This is a genomic window from Aquabacterium sp. G14 (genome assembly GCF_037482285.1).
Lineage (GTDB): Bacteria > Pseudomonadota > Gammaproteobacteria > Burkholderiales > Burkholderiaceae_C > Aquabacterium.
Genome location: NZ_JBBEYB010000013.1, coordinates 51,591 through 70,754, shown reverse-complemented (window position 1 = coordinate 70,754; position 19,164 = coordinate 51,591). Strand labels below are relative to the sequence as shown.

Sequence of the window (19,164 nt, the reverse complement as noted above, 5' to 3'; positions counted from 1 at the left end):
GCATCGGGTCAGGGCGGCAAGGACATGGACGTCAGCGTTCACGCTGGTCGGGTGGCGCCAGACCAGGGTGAGGCCAGCCCAGCAACTCGGCCAGTCGTGTCACCACCCACTGCGCTTCAGCTGCCGAGACCACGCCATCCGGCGAAACCAGGCCCTGCTCACAGCGCTGCAACACTTCCTGCTCGTCCACGCCGATCTCGACATGGATCCCCCGGCAGTGCTCGGTGAGGTGCTGGGCCAGGTCCTCGCACAGCTCGTAGCGTTCTCGCAGCGTTTGCACGGGCACGGTCAGTCGCCCGCGGGCATCGGCGTGCAAGGCGATGAAAGAGGGCGGAATTTCAATTTGGTACACATCGGACATGGAGAGGTTGTACCTCAAGCCGCGTGCCAGCCCTGAGGGGCAGCGACAATCTCCATGTCCCTTCTTGTCCTTTGTGCCTGGATTCCTTGCCTGACGCCACCTTGCCCCGCTTTCGGCCTTGCCTGACCTTGCAGACCCTCAACCGAGGCGATGGCTTGTTGGGCATGGTGTCCCACGGTCGTTTCGGCCCTCGGGGCGCGCAGGTCACCGTGGCGTCGGTGGACTGGACCTATGCCAACGACCTCGGACTCTTCTGGGCTTGCCCGGCACCTACCTCGGTTTTGGGAGCGCGCAGCTTGGCGCCCGTCGTCGTCGAGGACGCTCTGGGCCGGCATCACACCCTGCAGCGCGACACCGTCGCAGAGTCCGACGCCTTCGATGCCCTGAGGGACACCGGTTTGCGCCCCTTGCCCGAAGAGACCCTGCAATGGCGCGCGCCGGCATTGGCGCGTCAGCATGTGCGCGAAGGCGAGGCCCTGTGGTCCCTGCCCCAGGAGGACGACTTCGCCGATTTCTGGGCCGATACCGTGCCGCAACTGCAGGCCCGGGGCTGGCGCATCGTCGTGCGACCGGGGTTCGCCCACCAGAGCGTGCCGGTGAGTGCCTGGCGCCTGGTGGTGCAGGCCGAGGATGGCGCCGCCCTGGGGCATGAGCCCGTCGGCGACTGGCAGCCTGCCGCGCCCAAGGTGCAGCCTTTGGGGGCACCGCGTCGCGAAGGCTCCTGGCTCTTGAGCCTGGGTGTCGAGGTCGACGGTCAGACCCTGGACCTCGCCCCGCTGATCGCCGACCTGCTGCGCCGTGACAAGCGCTGGCTGGATGCCCACGAGATCGCCGCCATCCCCGACACGGCGCTGATCCGCCTGCGTGCCCCGGGCGGGCACCGTCTGGATGCGCCTGCCGCGCCGCTCAAGGCCATCGTGGGCGCCTTGGTCGATCTCCTGACCGACCCCCGTCGCAAGGAAGGTCCCTTGCAGGTCAGCGGCTGGGACGTCGTCCGCCTGGACCGCCTGCGCGAGCATCTGGCCGACACACAGGCCGAGCGGGCCGGCCCGCAGGGGCGCTGGCAGCTGCAAGGCGAGGCCGGCTTGTGGGACTTGGCCCAGCGCCTGCGCCAAGCCGGCACGCCCCAGGCCGTGCCCCCGCCCCAGGGGCTGGCCGTGACCTTGCGCCCCTACCAGGCGCACGGCCTGGCCTGGCTGCAGTACCTGCGCACCCACCACCTGGGCGGCATCCTGGCCGACGACATGGGCCTGGGCAAGACCGCGCAGACCCTGGCACACCTGCTGGTGGAAAAGGAGGCCGGGCGGCTGGACCGGCCGGCCCTTGTGGTCGTGCCCACTTCCTTGCTGTTCAACTGGCAGGCCGAGGCACGGCGCATGGCCCCCGATCTGCGGGTCCTGACCCTGCACGGCCCCAGCCGGGCCGAGCGTCATGCCCAGGTGTCTGACCACGATCTCGTGCTGGTGACCTACCCCTTGGTCTGGCGTGACCTCGATGCCTTGTCAGCCCAGCGTTTTCACTTCCTCATCCTCGACGAGGCGCAGACCGTCAAGAACGCCGCCAGCCGCACTGCCACCGCCGTGCGCCGTCTGCAGGCGCGTCACCGTCTCTGTCTGACGGGCACCCCGCTGGAAAACCACCTCGGTGAGCTCTGGGCCCAATTCGACTTCCTGATGCCCGGCTACCTGGGCGACCCACGCAGTTTCCAGCGACGCTGGCGCGATCCCATCGAGCAGCAGGGCGAGACCCTGCGGGCGCAGTTGCTTGCCCAACGCGTGCGCCCCTTCATCCTGCGTCGCCGCAAGGCCGACGTCGCGACGGAACTGCCCGCGCGCATCGACGTTCTCCAGCACCTCACGCTGGAAGGACGCCAGAAAACCTTGTACGAAAGCGTGCGGGTGGCTGCCGACAAGCAGGTGCGCCAGGTCTTGCGGCGCGAGGGCTTTGCCGGCAGCCAGATCACCATCCTCGACGCCCTGCTCAAGCTGCGTCAGGTCTGTTGTGACCCCTATCTGCTGGCGGGGCACGCTTTGCCCCGTGGCACCGAGCGCGCCAAGATGGCCTGGTTGCGCGACACCTTGCCCGAGCTGGTGGCCGAAGGCCGGCGCATCCTGGTGTTCTCCCAGTTCACCACCTTGCTGCAGCTGCTCGCCCAGGAGCTGCGCGGCATCGACCTGCCCCATGCCATGCTCACCGGGGAGACGCCCGCTGACGCGCGCGGTCCCACCGTGGGCCAGTTCCAGTCCGGCGAGGGAGCGCCTGTTCTGCTCATCAGTCTCAAGGCGGGGGGCGTGGGCCTGAACCTGACGGCCGCCGACACCGTGATCCACGTCGATCCGTGGTGGAACCCGGCGGTGGAGCAGCAGGCCACGGACCGTGCGCACCGCCTGGGCCAGACCCGTCAGGTCATGGTTTACAAGCTGGTGGTGGCCGGCAGCATCGAAGAGCGCATGCTCGCCCTGCAGGCACGCAAAGCCGCCTTGGCCGAAGGTGTCCTGGGACAGGATGCCGCCGCTGCCACGAAGTTCACCTCGGACGACCTGGACGCCTTGCTCGCCCCTCTGGACGAGGTCGGTGAGCGGCGCCAGTGATGCGCCGCTGTCATGAAAAAACCCGCACGGGGCAAAGGCCCGGAGCGGGTACTGTCACCGCCGAAGCGGTGAGCCGATGAACGGATTCAACTCGGTTCAGCGTGCGCGGCGGCGGCGCATGGCAGCGATGCCCACCAGCCCCAGACCCATCAGGGCGTAGGTGCTGGGCTCTGGCACAGCGGCCACAGCGGTCAATCCGTTGAGGCGGAACGTGGACAGGACGGTGGTGCCTTGCAGTGTGAACACCTTGCCAACCACATTGCTCAGCGTTTCGGTGTCGGTGCTGACGATGCCATCGCCGACCAGATTCACGCTGCCGCCCGCCCAAGACAGGGTGGCACGGTCAGGGAGGTCCCACTCGGCCAGGCGCAAGCTGCTGAGGTTGACCGCTTGGGAGAAGGTCAGGGTCAGGAATTCGCCGTTGCCGATGCCCGGCAGATCAAGCGCGTTGGTCTTGACGCCCACACCATTGCTCAACAGAACGACGTCGAGCGAGCTGCCACCGGAGTTGGCGGTGATGTTCAGGCCAATGCCGCCGCTGCTGAACGTGGCCGTGCCGGTCGTGTTACCCAGAAGGCTGCCGCCACTGAGATCAAAATCAGCGGCCTGCGCCATCGCGGGCAGGGTCGCCGCCAAAACGACTGCGGCGAGAGTCTTCAATGTGGACATGGAGTCTCCTTGACAAGGTGCCACAGAGGTTTCTGGGGCATGTTGAACGGACTTTAGGGGTTTGCTGACATCGGCGCATCACCCTGAGTAAGGGCCGGGCTCACCCTAGGCGGGCTTGCCGGGGGTGAGCCCGCGACGCATTCGCTCGCCAGTTCTTGCGTTCCAAGACCCCTCTCCACTACAATGGAAGGCTTTTCGGCTTTCGCTTGCGCAATTTTTGCGGGGCGAGGCCGTTTTGTGCTTGGTTCAAGTGCCGGCCTCAGTTCGTTCAAGCTGTTGCAAGCCCTTGATTTTCAAGTGATTTTTCAACGGGAACCAAAGAAATGCCAACGATCAATCAGCTCGTGCGCCATGGCCGTCAGGTCGAGGTCACGAAGTCCAAGTCGCCTGCGATGGAAAACTGCCCGCAGCGCCGTGGCGTGTGCACCCGCGTGTACACCACCACGCCTAAGAAGCCTAACTCCGCTCTGCGTAAGGTCGCCAAGGTGCGCCTGACCAACGGTTTCGAGGTCATCTCCTACATCGGCGGTGAAGGCCACAACCTGCAAGAACACAGCGTCGTGCTGGTTCGCGGCGGTCGTGTGAAGGACTTGCCTGGTGTGCGTTACCACATCGTGCGCGGCTCCCTTGACCTGCAAGGCGTCAAGGACCGTAAGCAGTCCCGCTCGAAGTACGGCGCCAAGCGCCCCAAGAAGGCCTGATCGCTTTCTTGAAAAAGATAGTCGGTCCTCTTCATCAGCGTGTCACCCGAGCGGTGCAGTCTGGCGTCGAGAAGGCCGAGGTGGCGGTAGAGCCCGGATGGTCCGGAGCCTGCCGAGTAAGTGGAGTCTTCAGTTAAGAGACTCCAGGATGAGGGCGACAGCCCGCATCAACTGAAGCATTGAAAGGAATCGAAATGCCTCGTCGTCGCGAAGTACCCAAGCGTGAAATCCTGCCCGATCCCAAGTTCGGATCGGTCGACCTCTCCAAGTTCATGAACGTGATCATGGAATCCGGCAAGAAGGCTGTGGCCGAGCGCATCATCTACGGTGCCCTCGAACAAGTCGAAAAGAAGGCCGGCAAGGATCCGCTGGAAATCTTCAACATCGCGCTGAACAACATCAAGCCCGTGGTCGAAGTGAAGTCTCGCCGCGTGGGTGGTGCGAACTACCAGGTTCCCGTTGAAGTTCGCCCCTCCCGTCGTATCGCACTGGCCATGCGCTGGTTGAAGGAATCGTCGCGCAAGCGTTCCGAGAAGTCGATGGCCCAACGTCTGGCCAACGAACTGCTGGAAGCCGCAGAAGGCCGTGGCGGCGCGATGAAGAAGCGTGACGAAGTGCACCGCATGGCCGAAGCCAACAAGGCCTTCTCGCACTTCCGCTTCTAATCCACCACCCGCAGCACAACTGCAAAAAGGGCGCTCGGATCGTGCACAACACATCCGGCGCCTTGTCAAATCTGGAGTGACCACATGGCACGCAAAACCCCGATTGGCCGTTACCGCAACATCGGTATCTCGGCTCACATCGACGCCGGCAAGACCACCACGACCGAACGCATCCTGTTCTACACGGGCGTGAGCCACAAGATTGGTGAAGTGCACGAAGGTGCCGCCACCATGGACTGGATGGAGCAAGAGCAAGAGCGCGGCATCACCATCACGTCGGCTGCCACGACCTGCTTCTGGAAGGGGATGGACAACTCCTACCCTGAGCACCGTTTCAACATCATCGACACCCCGGGCCACGTGGACTTCACCATCGAAGTCGAACGCTCGATGCGCGTGCTCGACGGCGCTTGCATGGTCTACTGCGCTGTGGGCGGCGTGCAGCCCCAGTCTGAAACCGTGTGGCGTCAGGCGAACAAGTACAAGGTGCCCCGTCTGGCCTTCGTGAACAAGATGGACCGTACCGGTGCCAACTTCTTCAAGGTCTACGACCAGCTCAAGCTGCGCCTGAAGGCCAACCCCGTGCCCGTGGTGATCCCCATCGGTGCCGAAGACAACTTCCAGGGCGTCGTCGACCTGCTGAAGATGAAGGCCATCTACTGGGACGAAGCGTCCCAGGGCATGAAGTTCGACTACCGCGAAATCCCCGCCGAGTTGCTCGAAGATGCCAAGAAGTGGCGCGAGAACATGGTCGAGGCCGCGGCCGAAGCCAACGAAGAGCTGATGAACAAGTACCTGGAAGAAGGTGACTTGTCTGAAGACGAAATCAAGAAGGCCCTGCGTCAGCGCACCATCGCCGTGGAAATCCAGCCGATGCTGTGCGGTACCGCCTTCAAGAACAAGGGCGTGCAGCGCATGCTCGACGCCGTCATCGACTACCTGCCTTCCCCGATCGACATCCCGCCGGTCGCTGGCACGGACGAAGATGGCAACGAAGTCAGCCGCAAGGCCGACGACGCCGAGAAGTTCTCGGCTCTGGCTTTCAAGCTGATGACCGACCCGTACGTCGGCCAGCTGACCTTCGTGCGCGTGTACTCCGGCGTCCTGAATTCGGGCGACACCGTGTACAACGCCATCAAGGGCAAGAAGGAACGTATCGGCCGTATCCTGCAGATGCACGCCAACGAGCGTGAGGAAATCAAGGAAATTCTGGCTGGCGACATCGCCGCTTGCGTGGGCCTGAAGGACGTCACCACCGGCGAAACGCTGTGTGATCCGGACTCCATCATCACCCTGGAAAAGATGGAATTCCCTGAGCCCGTGATTGCACAGGCCGTGGAACCCAAGACCAAGGCTGACCAGGAAAAGATGGGCATCGCCCTGAACCGCCTGGCCGCTGAAGATCCTTCTTTCCGCGTGCGCACCGACGAAGAATCGGGTCAGACCATCATCGCCGGCATGGGCGAACTGCACCTGGAAATCATCGTTGACCGCATGAAGCGTGAATTCGGTGTGGAGGCCAACGTGGGCAAGCCGCAAGTGGCCTACCGCGAAACCATCCGCAAGAAGGTCACCGACATCGACGGCAAGTTCGTGCGTCAGTCGGGCGGTAAGGGCCAGTACGGTCACGTCGTTCTGACGGTTGAGCCGATGGAACCGGGCGGCAAGGGCTTCGAGTTCGTCGACGAAATCAAGGGCGGTGTGGTGCCTCGCGAGTACATCCCTGCGGTGGAAAAGGGCATCATCGACACGCTGCCGAACGGCGTGTTGGCCGGCTACCCCGTCGTGGACGTGCGCGTGCGCCTGACCTTCGGTTCGTACCACGATGTGGACTCGAACGAAAACGCCTTCAAGATGGCCGCTTCGATGGGCTTCAAGGACGCCTGCCGCAAGGCAGACCCCGTGATCCTCGAGCCGATGATGGCCGTGGAAGTTGAAACGCCGGAAGACTACGCTGGTACCGTGATGGGCGACCTGTCCTCGCGTCGCGGCATGGTCCAAGGTATGGACGACATGGTCGGCGGTGGCAAGGTCATCAAGGCCGAAGTCCCGCTGTCGGAAATGTTCGGCTACTCGACCAGCCTGCGTTCCGCCACCCAAGGCCGCGCCACCTACACGATGGAGTTCAAGCAGTACGCTGAAGCTCCGCGTAACGTGGCCGAAGCCATCATCACGGCTCGCGGTAAGTAATCGGCCCAACCCCCTACGCGCCTCGCGCGCCCCCTCGAGGGGGCGACACCAGCAGACCGGCGAAGCCGGATCTGCGGTCTCTGTTGGATCGCGTGGGGTGCTGTGCCAAATGAGCGCGAGGTGGTAACATCCGCGGCTCACCCAAATCTAAGCCGGTCTTTGGCGCCACGCTGAGCGTGGTGGGTCTGCTGCCCATGGCAGACCCGTGCTGGAAACCTTAAACCGTCATGGGCAACTGTTCTTTGTTTGGAGAAACAAATGGCAAAGGAAAAATTCGAACGGACCAAGCCGCACGTGAACGTCGGCACCATTGGCCACGTTGACCACGGCAAGACCACCCTGACGGCTGCCATCACCACCGTTCTGGCCAAGAAGTTTGGCGGCTCCGCCAAGGCTTACGACCAGATCGACGCGGCTCCTGAAGAAAAGGCCCGCGGCATCACCATCAACACCGCTCACGTTGAGTACGAAACGGCCAACCGCCACTACGCTCACGTGGACTGCCCTGGCCACGCCGACTATGTGAAGAACATGATCACCGGCGCCGCCCAGATGGACGGTGCGATCCTGGTGTGTTCCGCTGCTGACGGCCCGATGCCCCAGACCCGCGAACACATCCTGCTGTCGCGTCAGGTGGGCGTGCCTTACATCATCGTCTTCCTGAACAAGGCTGACATGGTGGACGACGCCGAGCTGCTGGAACTGGTCGAAATGGAAGTGCGCGAGCTGCTGTCCAAGTACGACTTCCCCGGCGACGACACCCCGATCATCAAGGGTTCGGCCAAGCTGGCTCTGGAAGGCGACACTGGCGAGCTGGGCGAACAAGCCATCATGAAGCTGGCCGACGCTCTGGACAGCTACATCCCCACGCCTGAGCGCGCTGTGGACGGCACGTTCCTGATGCCTGTGGAAGACGTGTTCTCGATCTCGGGTCGCGGCACCGTGGTGACCGGCCGTATCGAACGCGGCATCATCAAGGTCGGCGAAGAAATCGAAATCGTCGGTATCAAGGCCACCCAGAAGACCACCTGCACGGGCGTGGAAATGTTCCGCAAGCTGCTGGACCAAGGTCAAGCTGGCGACAACGTCGGTATCCTGCTGCGCGGCACCAAGCGTGAAGACGTGGAACGCGGCCAAGTGCTGTGCAAGCCCGGCTCCATCAAGCCGCACACGCACTTCACCGGCGAAGTGTACGTTCTGAGCAAGGACGAAGGCGGCCGTCACACCCCGTTCTTCAACAACTACCGTCCTCAGTTCTACTTCCGCACCACCGACGTGACCGGCTCGATCGAGCTGCCGGCCGACAAGGAAATGGTGATGCCTGGTGACAACGTGTCGATCACCGTCAAGCTGATCGCCCCGATCGCCATGGAAGAAGGTCTGCGTTTCGCCATCCGTGAAGGCGGTCGCACCGTCGGCGCCGGCGTGGTTGCCAAGATCATCGAGTAATTTGCATGACACCTGCCCGCTTGCGGCCTTGCCGAGGCGGGCATCTCTCATCGCTCTTTAATTGAAGGAAGTGTCATGGCACAACAAAAGATCCGCATCCGCCTGAAGGCTTTCGACTACAAGCTGATCGACCAGTCGTCGGCTGAAATCGTCGAAACCGCCAAGCGCACCGGCGCCATCGTCAAGGGTCCCGTGCCCCTGCCGACCCGCCTGCAACGTTTCGACATCCTGCGTTCGCCTCACGTCAACAAGACGTCGCGCGACCAGTTCGAAATCCGCACCCACCAGCGTCTGATGGACATCGTGGACCCGACCGACAAGACGGTTGACGCCCTGATGAAGCTCGACCTGCCGGCTGGCGTGGACGTCGAAATCAAGCTGCAGTGATCGTTCGGCCTCGGCCGAAGTGATTGCCAAACCGCCTTCGGGCGGTTTTTTCATGCCTGCAGCGCCCGATGCTTGCACAAGCAGGGGTGCTTTGTTATGATCGCAGGCTTTCCCGTAATGGGTGGCTTGCCTATTGCCTAATTTTTAAGCAATGGCGAGTGCTCAGGGTGGAAACCAAAGGCGTCTTGCGGGTCCATGCAGTTGGTGGAGTCGCAAGGTGCCGAAAGAGTCGGCCCGGCCAATCGTTGTCGGGTTTGTGTAAAAGGCCCCCGATATGTGGGGCTGGAGAAAAACCATGAGTCTTAGCAATCGCCTCGGATTGCTGGGCCGCAAGGTGGGCATGATGCGCATCTACACAGAAGACGGCGACGCCGTTCCTGTGACGGTGCTGGATGTGTCCAACAACCGTGTGTCCCAGGTCAAAACCGTTGAGACTGACGGCTACACCGCTGTTCAGGTGGTGTTCGGTGCGCGCAAAGCTTCGCGCGTCACCAAGCCCGAAGCCGGTCACCTCGCCAAAGCTGGCGTGGAAGCTGGTGAAGTCACCAAGGAATTCCGCGTGGCCCCCGAAGTCGCCGCCGAGTACAAGGCCGGTAGCAGCATTGCTCCCGCCGCCCTGTTCCAGGCTGGCCAGCTGGTTGACGTGCAAGGCACTTCGATCGGTAAGGGTTACGCCGGCACCATCAAGCGCCACAACTTCGGTTCGCAGCGCGCTTCGCACGGTAACTCGCGTTCGCACAACGTTCCTGGCTCCATCTCGATGGCGCAGGATCCTGGCCGCGTGTTCCCCGGCAAGAAGATGACCGGTCACATGGGTGACGAGACCGTTACCACGCAAAACCTCGACATCGTGCGCGTTGACGAAGCCCGTCAACTGCTGCTGGTCAAGGGTGCGGTGCCGGGCGCCAAGGGTGGCTTCGTCACCGTGCGTCCCGCAGTGAAGGTCAAGATCAAGAAAGGAGCCAACTGATGGCACAGCTCGAGCTCCTCAATGAGCAAGGTCAGGCTGCTTCCAAGGTTGAAGCTTCCGACACCGTGTTCGGCCGTGACTACAACGAAGCCCTGATCCATCAGATCGTTGTTGCTTACCAAGCCAATGCCCGTCAAGGTACGCGCGCCCAGAAGGACCGCGAAACCGTCAAGCACACCACCAAGAAGCCCTGGCGCCAAAAGGGCACCGGTCGTGCTCGCGCTGGTATGTCGTCCTCGCCGCTGTGGCGTGGGGGCGGTCGGATTTTCCCGAACAGCCCTGACGAAAACTTCTCGCACAAGGTCAACAAGAAGATGTACCGCGCCGGTATGGCCGCCATCTTCTCGCAATTGGCCCGCGAAGGCCGCCTGGCCGTGGTGGACTCGATCGATGTCGAAGCCCCCAAGACCAAGCTGCTGGCTGCCAAGCTGAAGGCCATGAACCTGGACCACGTCCTGGTGATCGCTGACGAAGTCAACGAAAACCTGTTCCTGGCTGCTCGCAACCTGCCCAACGTGCTGGTGGTTGAGCCCCGTTACGCCGATCCCCTGTCCCTGGTCTTCTACAAGAAGGTCGTGGTCACCAAGGGTGCGATCGCCAAGCTGCAGGAGATGTTCGCATGAGCACTCTGAAATTTGATGAAGCCCGCCTGCTGAAGGTGTTGGTCGCTCCGATCATTTCGGAAAAGGCCACCTCCGCTGCTGAAGAGCGCGGCCAAGTGCTGTTCAAGGTGCTGCGCGACGCCACCAAGCCCGAGATCAAGGCCGCTGTTGAGCTGCTGTTCAAGGTCGAAGTGAAGTCGGTGCAAGTCCTGAACCAGAAGGGCAAGACCAAGCGCTTTGGTGGCCGTATCGGTCGCCGTGACCACGCCAAGAAGGCCTTCGTGTCTCTGGCTGCCGGTCAAGAGCTGAACTTCTCTGGGGAGGCTGCGTAATCATGGCCGTCGTTAAACTGAAACCGACTTCGCCTGGCCGTCGTGGCGTGGTGAAGGTGGTGCACAAGCACCTGCACAAGGGCGCGCCTCACGCTGCGCTGTTGGAGCCGCAGATCCAGAATGCTGGCCGTAACAACAACGGTCACATCACGATCCGTCACAAGGGCGGTGGTCACAAGCACCACTACCGCGTGGTTGACTTCGTCCGTAACAAGGACGGCATCCCCGCGAAGGTTGAGCGCATTGAATACGACCCGAACCGCACGGCTCACATCGCTCTGGTGTGCTATGCCGACGGTGAACGTCGCTACATCATCGCTCCCCGTGGCCTGGAAGCTGGCGCCACCGTGATCAGCGGCTCTGAAGCCCCGATCAAGGCCGGCAACACGCTGCCCATCCGCAACATCCCCGTGGGCTCGACCATCCACAACATCGAACTGAAGCCTGGCAAGGGCGGTCAGATCGCTCGTTCGGCTGGTACGTCCGCTGTTCTGATGGCCCGTGAAGGCACCTACGCTCAGGTTCGCCTGCGCTCGGGTGAAGTCCGCAAGGTCCACATCGAATGCCGCGCCACCCTGGGTGAAGTGAGCAACGAAGAGCACAGCCTGCGTCAATACGGTAAGGCCGGTGCCATCCGCTGGAAGGGTATCCGCCCGACCGTGCGTGGCGTCGCCATGAACCCGGTGGATCACCCGCACGGTGGTGGCGAAGGCCGCACTGGTGAAGGTCAGGTCCCTGTCTCGCCATGGAACACCATGACGAAGGGTTACCGTACCCGTAACAACAAGCGCACGCAGACCTTCATTGTGTCGCGTCGCAAGAAATAAGAGGTAGGCTGAAATGGCTCGTTCTCTTAAAAAGGGTCCGTTCGTTGACCATCACCTGCTGGCCAAGGTCGAGAAGGCTGTCGAAACCAAAGACAAGAAGCCCGTCAAGACTTGGTCGCGTCGTTCGACCATCCTGCCTGAGTTCATTGGCCTGACGATTGCTGTGCACAACGGCAAGCAACACGTGCCCGTGTACATCCAGGACCAGATGGTTGGTCACAAGCTCGGCGAGTTCGCCCTGACCCGTACGTTCAAGGGTCACCCAGGCGACAAGAAAGCCAAGAAATAAGGAGCAGCGACGATGGAAACGAAAGCAATCGTGCGCGGTGTTCGCCTGTCTTGCGACAAGGGTCGTCTGGTCGCTGACCTGATCCGTGGCAAGAAGGTGGACCAAGCCCTGAACATCCTGGAGTTCACCCAGAAGAAGGCTGCCGGCATCATCAAGAAGGCTCTGGAGTCGGCAATCGCCAACGCCGAGCACAACGACGGTGCTGACATCGACGAACTGAAGGTCAAGACCATTTATGTGGAGCAAGGCACCACGTTGAAGCGTTTCACCGCCCGCGCAAAGGGCCGTGGCAATCGCATCAGCAAGCCGACCTGCCACATTTATGTGACCGTGGGCAACTAAGCAGAGGCTGATCATGGGACAGAAAATCCACCCAACCGGCTTCCGCCTGGCCGTCACCCGTAACTGGGCATCGCGTTGGTACGCTACCAATCGCAACTTTGCCTCGATGCTGGCTGAAGACCTGGAAGTCCGCGAATTCCTGAAGAAAAAGCTGAAGAACGCGGCTGTGTCGCGTATCTTGATCGAGCGTCCCGCCAAGAGCGCACGCATCACCATTTTCTCGGCTCGTCCGGGCGTGGTGATCGGCAAGAAGGGCGAAGACATCGAAAACCTGAAGCTCGAACTGGCCAAGCGTCTGAATTGCCCGGTCTCGGTGAACATCGAAGAAGTGCGCAAGCCTGAAGTCGATGCTCAACTGATCGCCGATTCGATCACGCAGCAGCTGGAAAAGCGCATCATGTTCCGTCGCGCCATGAAGCGTGCGATGCAGAACGCCATGCGTCTGGGCGCCCAAGGCATCAAGATCATGTCGGCCGGTCGTCTGAACGGCATCGAAATCGCACGTACCGAGTGGTACCGCGAAGGTCGCGTGCCCCTTCACACCCTGAAGGCTGACATCGACTACGGCACCTCCGAAGCTCACACCACCTACGGTGTGATCGGCGTGAAGGTGTGGGTCTACCGCGGTGACCGCCTGGCCAATGGCGAGGCTCCCGTGCTGAAGGGTGACGATCGTGAAGACGACCGTCGCAACCGTCGCGGCCCCCGTAGCGATCGTCCGAACGACCGCCGTGGCCCCCGTGGCGCTGGCCGCCCCCGTGCTGATGGCGCTCCCGCCGACGGCAGCGACAAGCCTGCTGTCGCCGCTGACGCCAAGCGCGTTCGCAAGGCTCCCGTCGCCGAAGCGAAAGGAGAATAAACATGTTGCAACCTAATCGTCGCAAGTTCCGCAAGGAACACAAAGGCCGTAACACGGGTGTTGCCACCCGCGGTGCCGATGTGTCCTTCGGCGATTTCGGCCTGAAGGCCACTGAGCGTGGTCGCATCACGGCTCGTCAGATCGAAGCTGCACGTCGTGCGATTTCCCGTCACGTCAAGCGTGGTGGCCGCATCTTCATCCGCATCTTCCCCGACAAGCCGATCTCGAACAAGCCTGCCGAAGTCCGTATGGGTAACGGTAAGGGTAACGTTGAGTACTACGTGGCTGAAATTCAGCCCGGTAAGGTCCTCTACGAAATCCAGGGCGTGCCCGAGGCACTCGCTCGTGAGGCGTTCACGCTGGCCGCTGCAAAGCTGCCGCTGAGCACCACCTTCGTCGGCCGCCAGTTCGGCATCTAATCAGGCGCTAAGGAGAAAGTTATGGCGAAAGCCTCTGAACTGCGCGCCAAGGATGTGGCCGCACTGGAAACCGAGATCAAGGACCTGCTGAAGTCGCACTTCAACCTGCGCATGCAGCGTGCCACCCAGCAGCTCAATGATCACTCGGCTCTGAAGAAGACCCGTCGCGACATTGCACGTGTCAAGACGATTCTGACCGAGAAGAAAGGAGCCGCCCAATGACGGAAGCTCAAACCAAAGTGACCCGTACCTTCGTGGGTAAGGTGGTCAGCGATGCCCGCGCCAAGACCGTGACGGTGTTGGTCGAGCGTCGTGCCAAGCACGAGCTGTATGGCAAGATCGTGGCCAAGTCGCGCAAGTACCATGCTCACGACGAGAACAATGAGTTCAAGATCGGTGACGTGGTCGAGATCAGCGAAAGCCGCCCTCTGTCCAAGACCAAGAGCTGGGTCGTGACCCGTCTGGTCCAGAAGGCCGAGCTGGTCTGATCTTCGTGATCTGATCGCCACGCCGCCACCGGGGTTTCCGCCCCGGTGTGGCTGCCGAAAACCGGTTGTCCAGTGATACTGGCAGCCGGTTTTTTTATTGTCTGTTGGATTCTCAGGAGAGACGCATGATCAAAGTGGGTGACAAGCTGCCGGGCGGCACGTTGTTCGAGTACATCGATGTGGCGACCGAAGGCTGCAGCCTCGGCCCCAACCCGGTGGACGTCGCCAAGGCGACCGCCGGCAAGACCATCGCCATCTTTGGCGTGCCCGGCGCGTTCACGCCGACGTGCTCGGTGCAGCATGCCCCCGGCTACATCGCGTCGGCCGACGCGTTCAAGGCCGCCGGGGTCGACGAGATCTGGTGTGTGGCGGTGAACGATGCCTTCGTGATGGGCGCCTGGGGCCGTGAGCTGCAGGCTGCCGGCAAGGTGCGCATGCTGGCCGACGGCAGCGCCGAGTTCACCAAGGCCACGGGCCTGGTGCTGGACCTGAGCGCCAAGGGCCTGGGTCTGCGTTCCGGTCGCTTCTCGATGCTGGTCAAGGACGGTGTGGTGACGCAACTCAATGACGAGCAAGGCGGTGGCTATGCCGTGAGCGATGCGGCGACCTTGCTGAAGCAGATCCAGGGTTGATCGATCTGGGGCCGGATGCGCCGGGATGGCGCGTGTGGCCCGGTTCATGCCCCGAGGGCGTGCTGGTGTTGAACACCGGTGCGCCCTTTTTCTTGGGCTTTGCACCGTGGGTGTGCGCTGGCGAGCGACAAAGCGCTGGCACGGTTTAAGCATATGGGTTCTGCACAAACCTGACCATTTGGTCAGGTTGTCGAGCAAGGAGAACCCACCGTGTCCGAGAGTCCCTTCCACGATGTCCAGCCGGGGCGTCTGCCTACAGCGGCGTATGCGCAGCGGCTGCAGGCGGCCGAGACGCCCGCTTTGACGCCCATGCAGGCGGTGATCGAAGCCGAGCGCTGTCTGTATTGTTTCGACGCGCCGTGTCAGACGGCCTGCCCCACCGGCATCGATGTGCCGAGCTTCATCCACCGCATTGCCGATGGGAATGTGCGGGGGGCGGCGCAGGCGATCTTGTCGGCCAACCCGCTGGGTGGCATGTGCGCACGGGTGTGTCCGACCGAAGAGCTGTGCGAGGCCGTGTGTGTGCGCCAGACGCAGCAAGGCAAGGCGGTGGAGATCGGGCGGCTGCAGCGCTACGCGGTGGACGCGGTGATGAAGGAAGGCGCTGCGCCGGTGTTCACACGGGCGCCGGACACCGGGCGCAAGGTGGCGGTGGTGGGCGCCGGCCCGGCCGGCCTGGCCTGTGCGCACACCTTGGCGGTGCAAGGCCACGCGGTGACGCTGATCGACGCCCACGACAAGCTGGGCGGGCTCAATGAGTATGGGCTGGCCAGCTACAAGACGGCGGGTGACTTCGCGCAGCGCGAGGTCGCGTGGTTGTTGAGCGTGGGCGGCATCACGGTGCAGACGGGGGTGCGCATCGAGACGGTCGCGCAGTTGCAGGCCTTGTCGGAACACCACGATGCCGTGTTCCTGGGCGTGGGCCTGGGGGACGTGCGTCAACTGGGCCTGGCGGGCGAGGAGAGCCTGGCCGGGGTGGAAGACGCGGTGGACTTCATTGCGCGCCTGCGTCAATCGTCAGATTGGGCCACGCTGCCGATCGGCCGGCGTGTGCTGGTGATTGGCGGCGGCATGACGGCGGTGGACGCCGCGGTGCAGGCAAAACTGCTGGGCGCCGAAGAGGTGAGCATCGTGTACCGGCGTGGGCCGGAGGCGATGTCGGCGTCACAGGTGGAGCAGGCCTGGGCGCAGACCAACGGCGTGACGATTCGCCATGGCCTGGCGCCGGAAACCCTGCTGGGCGAAAGCGGGGCGGTGTGCGGGGTGCGCTTTGCCTGTCAACAGGACCTGGGTGACGGACGCTGGGGCCCCACCGGGGAGCATGTGACGCTGCCCGCCGACATGGTGCTCAAGGCGATTGGGCAGCGACTGGAGGAGGCGCCCTGGACGACGTCGGGCTTGTTCTTGCGCGATGGCCGGATCGTGGTCGATGCGCAGGGGCGCACGTCGCTGCCGGGCATCTGGGCGGGCGGCGATGCCTGCACGGGCGGGCGCGACCTGACGGTTGAAGCGGTTGAGGCGGGCAAGCAGGCCGCCTTGGGCATCCACGCATCCTTCCAAGCGGAGTCTTGATCATGGCCGATCTGCGCAGCAATTTCGTGGGCATTCACAGCCCGAATCCCTTCTGGCTGGCCTCGGCGCCGCCGACCGACAAGGCCACCAATGTGATCCGCGCGTTCGAGGCGGGCTGGGGCGGCGTGGTGTGGAAGACGCTGGGTGAAGACCCGCCGGTGGTCAACGTGAACGGGCCGCGCTACAGCACGCTGTTGTCGCCGGATCGCAAGGTGCTGGGCTTCAACAACATCGAGCTGATCTCGGACCGGCCTTTGGCGCTGAACCTGGCCGAGATCACGCAGGTGAAGAAGGACTGGCCGGACCGGGCGATGGTGGTGTCGCTGATGGTGCCGTGCAACGAGGCGTCGTGGCGTGCCATCTTGCCGCGGGTGGAGGACACCGGGGCCGATGGCATCGAGCTGAACTTCGGCTGTCCGCATGGCATGAGCGAGCGCGGCATGGGCGCGGCCGTGGGCCAGGTGCCCGAGTACATCGAGATGGTCACGGCGTGGTGCAAGCAGTACAGCCGCCTGCCGGTGATCGTGAAGCTGACGCCCAACATCGCCGACATCCGCCAGCCCTCGCAGGCGGCCAAGCGCGGCGGGGCCGATGCGGTGTCGCTGATCAACACGATCAACTCCATCATGGGGGTGGACCCGGCGACCTTGACGATGGTGCCGAGCACGGCGGGCATGGGCTCGCACGGCGGCTACTGCGGGCCGGCGGTCAAGCCGATCGCGCTGAACATGGTGGCGGAGATCGCGCGCACGGCGGAGACCCGTGGCTTGCCGATCTCGGGCATCGGCGGGGTGAGCACGTGGCGCGATGCGCTGGACTTCATCGCGCTGGGCGCGGGCACCGTGCAGGTGTGCACGGCGGCGATGGTGCATGGCTTCAAGATCGTGGAAGACCTGTGCAGCGGCTTGTCCAACTACATGGATGAGATGGGCGTGCAGAAGCTCGACGAGCTGGTGGGGCGTGCGGTGCCGACGGTGACGGACTGGAAGTTCCTCAACCTGAACCATGTGTCCAAGGCGGTGATCGACCAGGACAAGTGCATCAGCTGCGGGCGTTGCCATGTGGTGTGCGAAGACACCTCGCACCAGGCGATCACGGCGATGAAGGACGGCGTGCGCCACTTCGAAGTCAAAGAAGAGGAGTGCGTGGGCTGCAACCTGTGCGTGTCGGTCTGTCCGGTCGAGGAGTGCATCACCTTGCGGCACCTGGCGCCCGGTGAGGTGGACCTGCGCACCGGTGAGCCGGTGCCGGCCGAGCCGCGCAACTGGCTGGCCCACCCGAACAACCCGATGGCGACCGTTTGAGGCGGCCCCGTCCGCAAGGAGAGTGCGATGACGACAGCAAAGCAGCCGGCGGTGTGGATCCGTGGTGGCACAGTGGTCAATGCCGATGGGGAGCGCACGGCCGATGTGCTGTGCGTGGACGGGGTGATCGCGGCGGTGGGCGAGGACCTGGACGTGCCCGTGGGCGCCGAGGTGATCGACGCGGGCGGGCAGTATGTGATGCCGGGCGGGATCGACCCGCACACGCACATGCAACTGCCTTTCATGGGCACGGTGACGGCCGATGACTTCTTCACCGGGACCGCCGCCGGGCTGGCGGGGGGCACGACGAGCATCATCGACTTCGTGATCCCCGACCCGAAGCAGCCCTTGATGGACGCCTACCGCACGTGGCGGGGCTGGGCCGAGAAGGCGGCGGCGGACTATGGCTTTCACGTGGCGATCACGTGGTGGGACGAGTCGGTGCGGCGGGACATGGGCGCGCTGGTGCAGGACGAGGGCGTGAACAGCTTCAAGCATTTCATGGCCTACAAGAACGCCATCATGGCCGACGACGAGACGCTGGTGAACAGCTTCCGGCGGGCGCTGGAGCTGGGGGCGATGCCCACGGTGCATGCGGAAAACGGCGAGCTGGTGTTCCTGCTGCAGCAGGAGATGAAGGCGCAGGGGCTGACCGGGCCGGAGGCGCACCCGCTGTCACGCCCGCCGGCGGTGGAGGCCGAGGCGGCGCAGCGCGCGATCGCGATCGCCGATGTGCTCAATGTGCCGATCTATGTGGTGCATGTGTCGTGTGCGGAGTCGGCCGAGGCGATTGCCCGGGCGCGAGCGCGGGGGCAGCGGGTGTATGGCGAGGTGCTGGCCGGGCACCTGGTGATCGACGACAGCGTGTACCGGCATCCGGACTTCAACGTGGCGGCGGCGCATGTGATGAGCCCGCCGTTTCGTGCGCCCGAACACCAGGCGGCGCTGTGGCGCGGCCTGCAGGCGGGGCATCTGCACACGACGGCGACGGACCACTGCACCTTCTGTGCGGCCCAGAAGGCCATGGGGCGCCTGGACTTCAGCAAGATCCCCAATGGCACGGGCGGGGTGGAGGAGCGCCTGAGTGTGATCTGGGACGCCGGCGTCAACACGGGGCGCTTGACGCCGTCGGAGTTCGTGGCCGTCACCTCGGCCAATGCGGCCAAGCTGTTCAACCTGTACCCGCGCAAGGGTTGCGTGGCGGTGGGCGCGGATGCCGACCTCGTGGTGTGGGACCCGGCGGCCAGCAAGGCGCTGTCGGTGGCGACCCAGCACTCGAAGGGCGACTTCAACATCTTTGAGGGGCGCACGGTGCGCGGGGTGCCGACGCACACGCTCAGTGGCGGGCGCCTGGCCTATGTGCGGGGCGATTTGCGCGCCGAGCCCGGCCAGGGGCGCTATGTGAAGCGACCAGCGTTTGGGCCGGTGTTCGATGCCTTGTCGCGCAAGGCGGCGCTGGCGGCACCGCAAGCGGTGGCACGCGCCACGATCTGAACGGGAGGGAGAGAGATGCAC

22 protein-coding genes are annotated in these 19,164 nt (G+C 63.5%); 20 read left to right on the top strand and 2 right to left on the bottom strand.

Going from position 1 to position 19,164, the window contains the following annotated elements; all coding sequences use genetic code 11:
• Nucleotides 1-31: 31 nt before the first annotated feature.
• The gene (locus WIT60_RS13485; protein ID WP_339584406.1) at nucleotides 32-361 is read right to left on the bottom strand and encodes a hypothetical protein; all 330 of its coding nucleotides are present in this window, start codon (nucleotides 359-361) and stop codon (nucleotides 32-34) included.
• Nucleotides 362-447: 86 nt separating this feature from the next.
• On the opposite strand from WIT60_RS13485, the gene WIT60_RS13480 reads away from it, so the two are divergent.
• Entirely contained in the window at nucleotides 448-2,952 is a 2,505-nt protein-coding gene (locus WIT60_RS13480) for a DEAD/DEAH box helicase (RefSeq protein ID WP_445207703.1), read from the top strand.
• Between the two features lie 96 nt (nucleotides 2,953-3,048).
• Here the strand turns inward: WIT60_RS13480 and WIT60_RS13475 are convergent, their stop codons facing one another.
• On the bottom strand, nucleotides 3,049-3,621 hold the full coding sequence (locus tag WIT60_RS13475) for a PEP-CTERM sorting domain-containing protein (protein WP_339584405.1): 573 nt from the start codon (nucleotides 3,619-3,621) through the stop codon (nucleotides 3,049-3,051).
• A gap of 323 nt (nucleotides 3,622-3,944) precedes the next feature.
• Between WIT60_RS13475 and rpsL the strand changes: the two genes are divergently transcribed.
• The 19 genes from rpsL to hydA all read left to right on the top strand — a co-directional run bounded on the left by rpsL (nucleotide 3,945) and on the right by hydA (nucleotide 19,143).
• On the top strand, nucleotides 3,945-4,322 hold the full coding sequence (gene rpsL, locus WIT60_RS13470; protein ID WP_125245535.1) for a 30S ribosomal protein S12: 378 nt from the start codon (nucleotides 3,945-3,947) through the stop codon (nucleotides 4,320-4,322).
• A 194-nt stretch (nucleotides 4,323-4,516) separates the two neighbouring features.
• Complete coding sequence (gene rpsG, locus WIT60_RS13465; RefSeq protein WP_339584404.1) at nucleotides 4,517-4,987, top strand: 30S ribosomal protein S7; 471 nt, start codon at nucleotides 4,517-4,519, stop codon at nucleotides 4,985-4,987.
• Between the two features lie 84 nt (nucleotides 4,988-5,071).
• The gene (fusA, locus tag WIT60_RS13460; protein ID WP_339584403.1) at nucleotides 5,072-7,177 is read left to right on the top strand and encodes an elongation factor G; all 2,106 of its coding nucleotides are present in this window, start codon (nucleotides 5,072-5,074) and stop codon (nucleotides 7,175-7,177) included.
• 258 nt (nucleotides 7,178-7,435) lie between these two features.
• Nucleotides 7,436-8,626, top strand: a complete 1,191-nt coding sequence (tuf, locus tag WIT60_RS13455) for an elongation factor Tu (protein ID WP_339584402.1) — start codon at nucleotides 7,436-7,438, stop codon at nucleotides 8,624-8,626.
• A gap of 75 nt (nucleotides 8,627-8,701) precedes the next feature.
• Complete coding sequence (rpsJ, locus tag WIT60_RS13450; protein ID WP_035037922.1) at nucleotides 8,702-9,013, top strand: 30S ribosomal protein S10; 312 nt, start codon at nucleotides 8,702-8,704, stop codon at nucleotides 9,011-9,013.
• 295 nt (nucleotides 9,014-9,308) lie between these two features.
• Nucleotides 9,309-9,983, top strand: a complete 675-nt coding sequence (rplC, locus tag WIT60_RS13445) for a 50S ribosomal protein L3 (RefSeq protein ID WP_339584401.1) — start codon at nucleotides 9,309-9,311, stop codon at nucleotides 9,981-9,983.
• Nucleotides 9,983-10,606, top strand: coding sequence for a 50S ribosomal protein L4 (rplD, locus tag WIT60_RS13440; protein ID WP_339584400.1), 624 nt, complete (start codon nucleotides 9,983-9,985; stop codon nucleotides 10,604-10,606). Before rplC ends, rplD begins: the two co-directional genes overlap by 1 nt.
• A complete protein-coding gene (rplW, locus tag WIT60_RS13435) occupies nucleotides 10,603-10,917 on the top strand; it encodes a 50S ribosomal protein L23 (RefSeq protein WP_339584399.1) in 315 nt (104 codons plus the stop codon). Before rplD ends, rplW begins: the two co-directional genes overlap by 4 nt.
• A 2-nt stretch (nucleotides 10,918-10,919) precedes the next feature.
• Nucleotides 10,920-11,744: a 50S ribosomal protein L2 gene (gene rplB / locus WIT60_RS13430; protein ID WP_339584398.1), complete on the top strand. Its 825-nt coding sequence runs from the start codon at nucleotides 10,920-10,922 to the stop codon at nucleotides 11,742-11,744.
• A gap of 13 nt (nucleotides 11,745-11,757) precedes the next feature.
• The gene (gene rpsS / locus WIT60_RS13425) at nucleotides 11,758-12,033 is read left to right on the top strand and encodes a 30S ribosomal protein S19 (RefSeq protein WP_290728966.1); all 276 of its coding nucleotides are present in this window, start codon (nucleotides 11,758-11,760) and stop codon (nucleotides 12,031-12,033) included.
• A gap of 12 nt (nucleotides 12,034-12,045) precedes the next feature.
• Nucleotides 12,046-12,375 carry a 50S ribosomal protein L22 gene (gene rplV / locus WIT60_RS13420; RefSeq protein WP_290641308.1) on the top strand — a complete coding sequence of 110 codons (330 nt, stop codon included), beginning with the start codon at nucleotides 12,046-12,048 and terminating at the stop codon, nucleotides 12,373-12,375.
• Nucleotides 12,376-12,388: 13 nt separating this feature from the next.
• Nucleotides 12,389-13,234: a 30S ribosomal protein S3 gene (rpsC, locus tag WIT60_RS13415; protein ID WP_339584397.1), complete on the top strand. Its 846-nt coding sequence runs from the start codon at nucleotides 12,389-12,391 to the stop codon at nucleotides 13,232-13,234.
• A gap of 2 nt (nucleotides 13,235-13,236) precedes the next feature.
• On the top strand, nucleotides 13,237-13,653 hold the full coding sequence (gene rplP, locus WIT60_RS13410) for a 50S ribosomal protein L16 (RefSeq protein ID WP_339584396.1): 417 nt from the start codon (nucleotides 13,237-13,239) through the stop codon (nucleotides 13,651-13,653).
• Between the two features lie 21 nt (nucleotides 13,654-13,674).
• Nucleotides 13,675-13,875 carry a 50S ribosomal protein L29 gene (rpmC, locus tag WIT60_RS13405; protein WP_290641303.1) on the top strand — a complete coding sequence of 67 codons (201 nt, stop codon included), beginning with the start codon at nucleotides 13,675-13,677 and terminating at the stop codon, nucleotides 13,873-13,875.
• Complete coding sequence (gene rpsQ, locus WIT60_RS13400; protein ID WP_320363549.1) at nucleotides 13,872-14,141, top strand: 30S ribosomal protein S17; 270 nt, start codon at nucleotides 13,872-13,874, stop codon at nucleotides 14,139-14,141. Before rpmC ends, rpsQ begins: the two co-directional genes overlap by 4 nt.
• 125 nt (nucleotides 14,142-14,266) lie before the next feature.
• Nucleotides 14,267-14,773, top strand: a complete 507-nt coding sequence (locus WIT60_RS13395) for a peroxiredoxin (protein ID WP_320363548.1) — start codon at nucleotides 14,267-14,269, stop codon at nucleotides 14,771-14,773.
• A gap of 210 nt (nucleotides 14,774-14,983) precedes the next feature.
• Nucleotides 14,984-16,345, top strand: a complete 1,362-nt coding sequence (locus tag WIT60_RS13390) for an NAD(P)-dependent oxidoreductase (RefSeq protein ID WP_445207702.1) — start codon at nucleotides 14,984-14,986, stop codon at nucleotides 16,343-16,345.
• A gap of 2 nt (nucleotides 16,346-16,347) precedes the next feature.
• Nucleotides 16,348-17,649 (top strand): NAD-dependent dihydropyrimidine dehydrogenase subunit PreA, encoded by a 1,302-nt coding sequence (gene preA, locus WIT60_RS13385; protein WP_339584395.1) that lies wholly within the window; start codon nucleotides 16,348-16,350, stop codon nucleotides 17,647-17,649.
• Nucleotides 17,650-17,676: 27 nt separating this feature from the next.
• The gene (gene hydA / locus WIT60_RS13380) at nucleotides 17,677-19,143 is read left to right on the top strand and encodes a dihydropyrimidinase (protein ID WP_339584394.1); all 1,467 of its coding nucleotides are present in this window, start codon (nucleotides 17,677-17,679) and stop codon (nucleotides 19,141-19,143) included.
• The last annotated feature ends 21 nt before the right edge of the window (nucleotides 19,144-19,164 follow it).

Excerpts from the sequence above, each read along its gene's own strand:
- hydA (WP_339584394.1), top strand. The coding sequence starts at position 17,677 with ATGACGACAGCAAAGCAGCCGGCGGTGTGGATCCGTGGTGGCACAGTG.
- rpmC (WP_290641303.1), top strand. The coding sequence starts at position 13,675 with ATGGCGAAAGCCTCTGAACTGCGCGCCAAGGATGTGGCCGCACTGGAA.
- rplP (WP_339584396.1), top strand. The coding sequence starts at position 13,237 with ATGTTGCAACCTAATCGTCGCAAGTTCCGCAAGGAACACAAAGGCCGT.
- rpsJ (WP_035037922.1), top strand. The coding sequence starts at position 8,702 with ATGGCACAACAAAAGATCCGCATCCGCCTGAAGGCTTTCGACTACAAG.
- rpsC (WP_339584397.1), top strand. The coding sequence starts at position 12,389 with ATGGGACAGAAAATCCACCCAACCGGCTTCCGCCTGGCCGTCACCCGT.
- rplC (WP_339584401.1), top strand. The coding sequence starts at position 9,309 with ATGAGTCTTAGCAATCGCCTCGGATTGCTGGGCCGCAAGGTGGGCATG.
- rplD (WP_339584400.1), top strand. The coding sequence starts at position 9,983 with ATGGCACAGCTCGAGCTCCTCAATGAGCAAGGTCAGGCTGCTTCCAAG.
- fusA (WP_339584403.1), top strand. The coding sequence starts at position 5,072 with ATGGCACGCAAAACCCCGATTGGCCGTTACCGCAACATCGGTATCTCG.
- rplB (WP_339584398.1), top strand. The coding sequence starts at position 10,920 with ATGGCCGTCGTTAAACTGAAACCGACTTCGCCTGGCCGTCGTGGCGTG.
- rplW (WP_339584399.1), top strand. The coding sequence starts at position 10,603 with ATGAGCACTCTGAAATTTGATGAAGCCCGCCTGCTGAAGGTGTTGGTC.
- rpsG (WP_339584404.1), top strand. The coding sequence starts at position 4,517 with ATGCCTCGTCGTCGCGAAGTACCCAAGCGTGAAATCCTGCCCGATCCC.
- rpsS (WP_290728966.1), top strand. The coding sequence starts at position 11,758 with ATGGCTCGTTCTCTTAAAAAGGGTCCGTTCGTTGACCATCACCTGCTG.
- rplV (WP_290641308.1), top strand. The coding sequence starts at position 12,046 with ATGGAAACGAAAGCAATCGTGCGCGGTGTTCGCCTGTCTTGCGACAAG.
- tuf (WP_339584402.1), top strand. The coding sequence starts at position 7,436 with ATGGCAAAGGAAAAATTCGAACGGACCAAGCCGCACGTGAACGTCGGC.
- rpsL (WP_125245535.1), top strand. The coding sequence starts at position 3,945 with ATGCCAACGATCAATCAGCTCGTGCGCCATGGCCGTCAGGTCGAGGTC.
- preA (WP_339584395.1), top strand. The coding sequence starts at position 16,348 with ATGGCCGATCTGCGCAGCAATTTCGTGGGCATTCACAGCCCGAATCCC.
- WIT60_RS13395 (WP_320363548.1), top strand. The coding sequence starts at position 14,267 with ATGATCAAAGTGGGTGACAAGCTGCCGGGCGGCACGTTGTTCGAGTAC.
- WIT60_RS13485 (WP_339584406.1), bottom strand. The coding sequence starts at position 361 with ATGTCCGATGTGTACCAAATTGAAATTCCGCCCTCTTTCATCGCCTTG.
- rpsQ (WP_320363549.1), top strand. The coding sequence starts at position 13,872 with ATGACGGAAGCTCAAACCAAAGTGACCCGTACCTTCGTGGGTAAGGTG.
- WIT60_RS13475 (WP_339584405.1), bottom strand. The coding sequence starts at position 3,621 with ATGTCCACATTGAAGACTCTCGCCGCAGTCGTTTTGGCGGCGACCCTG.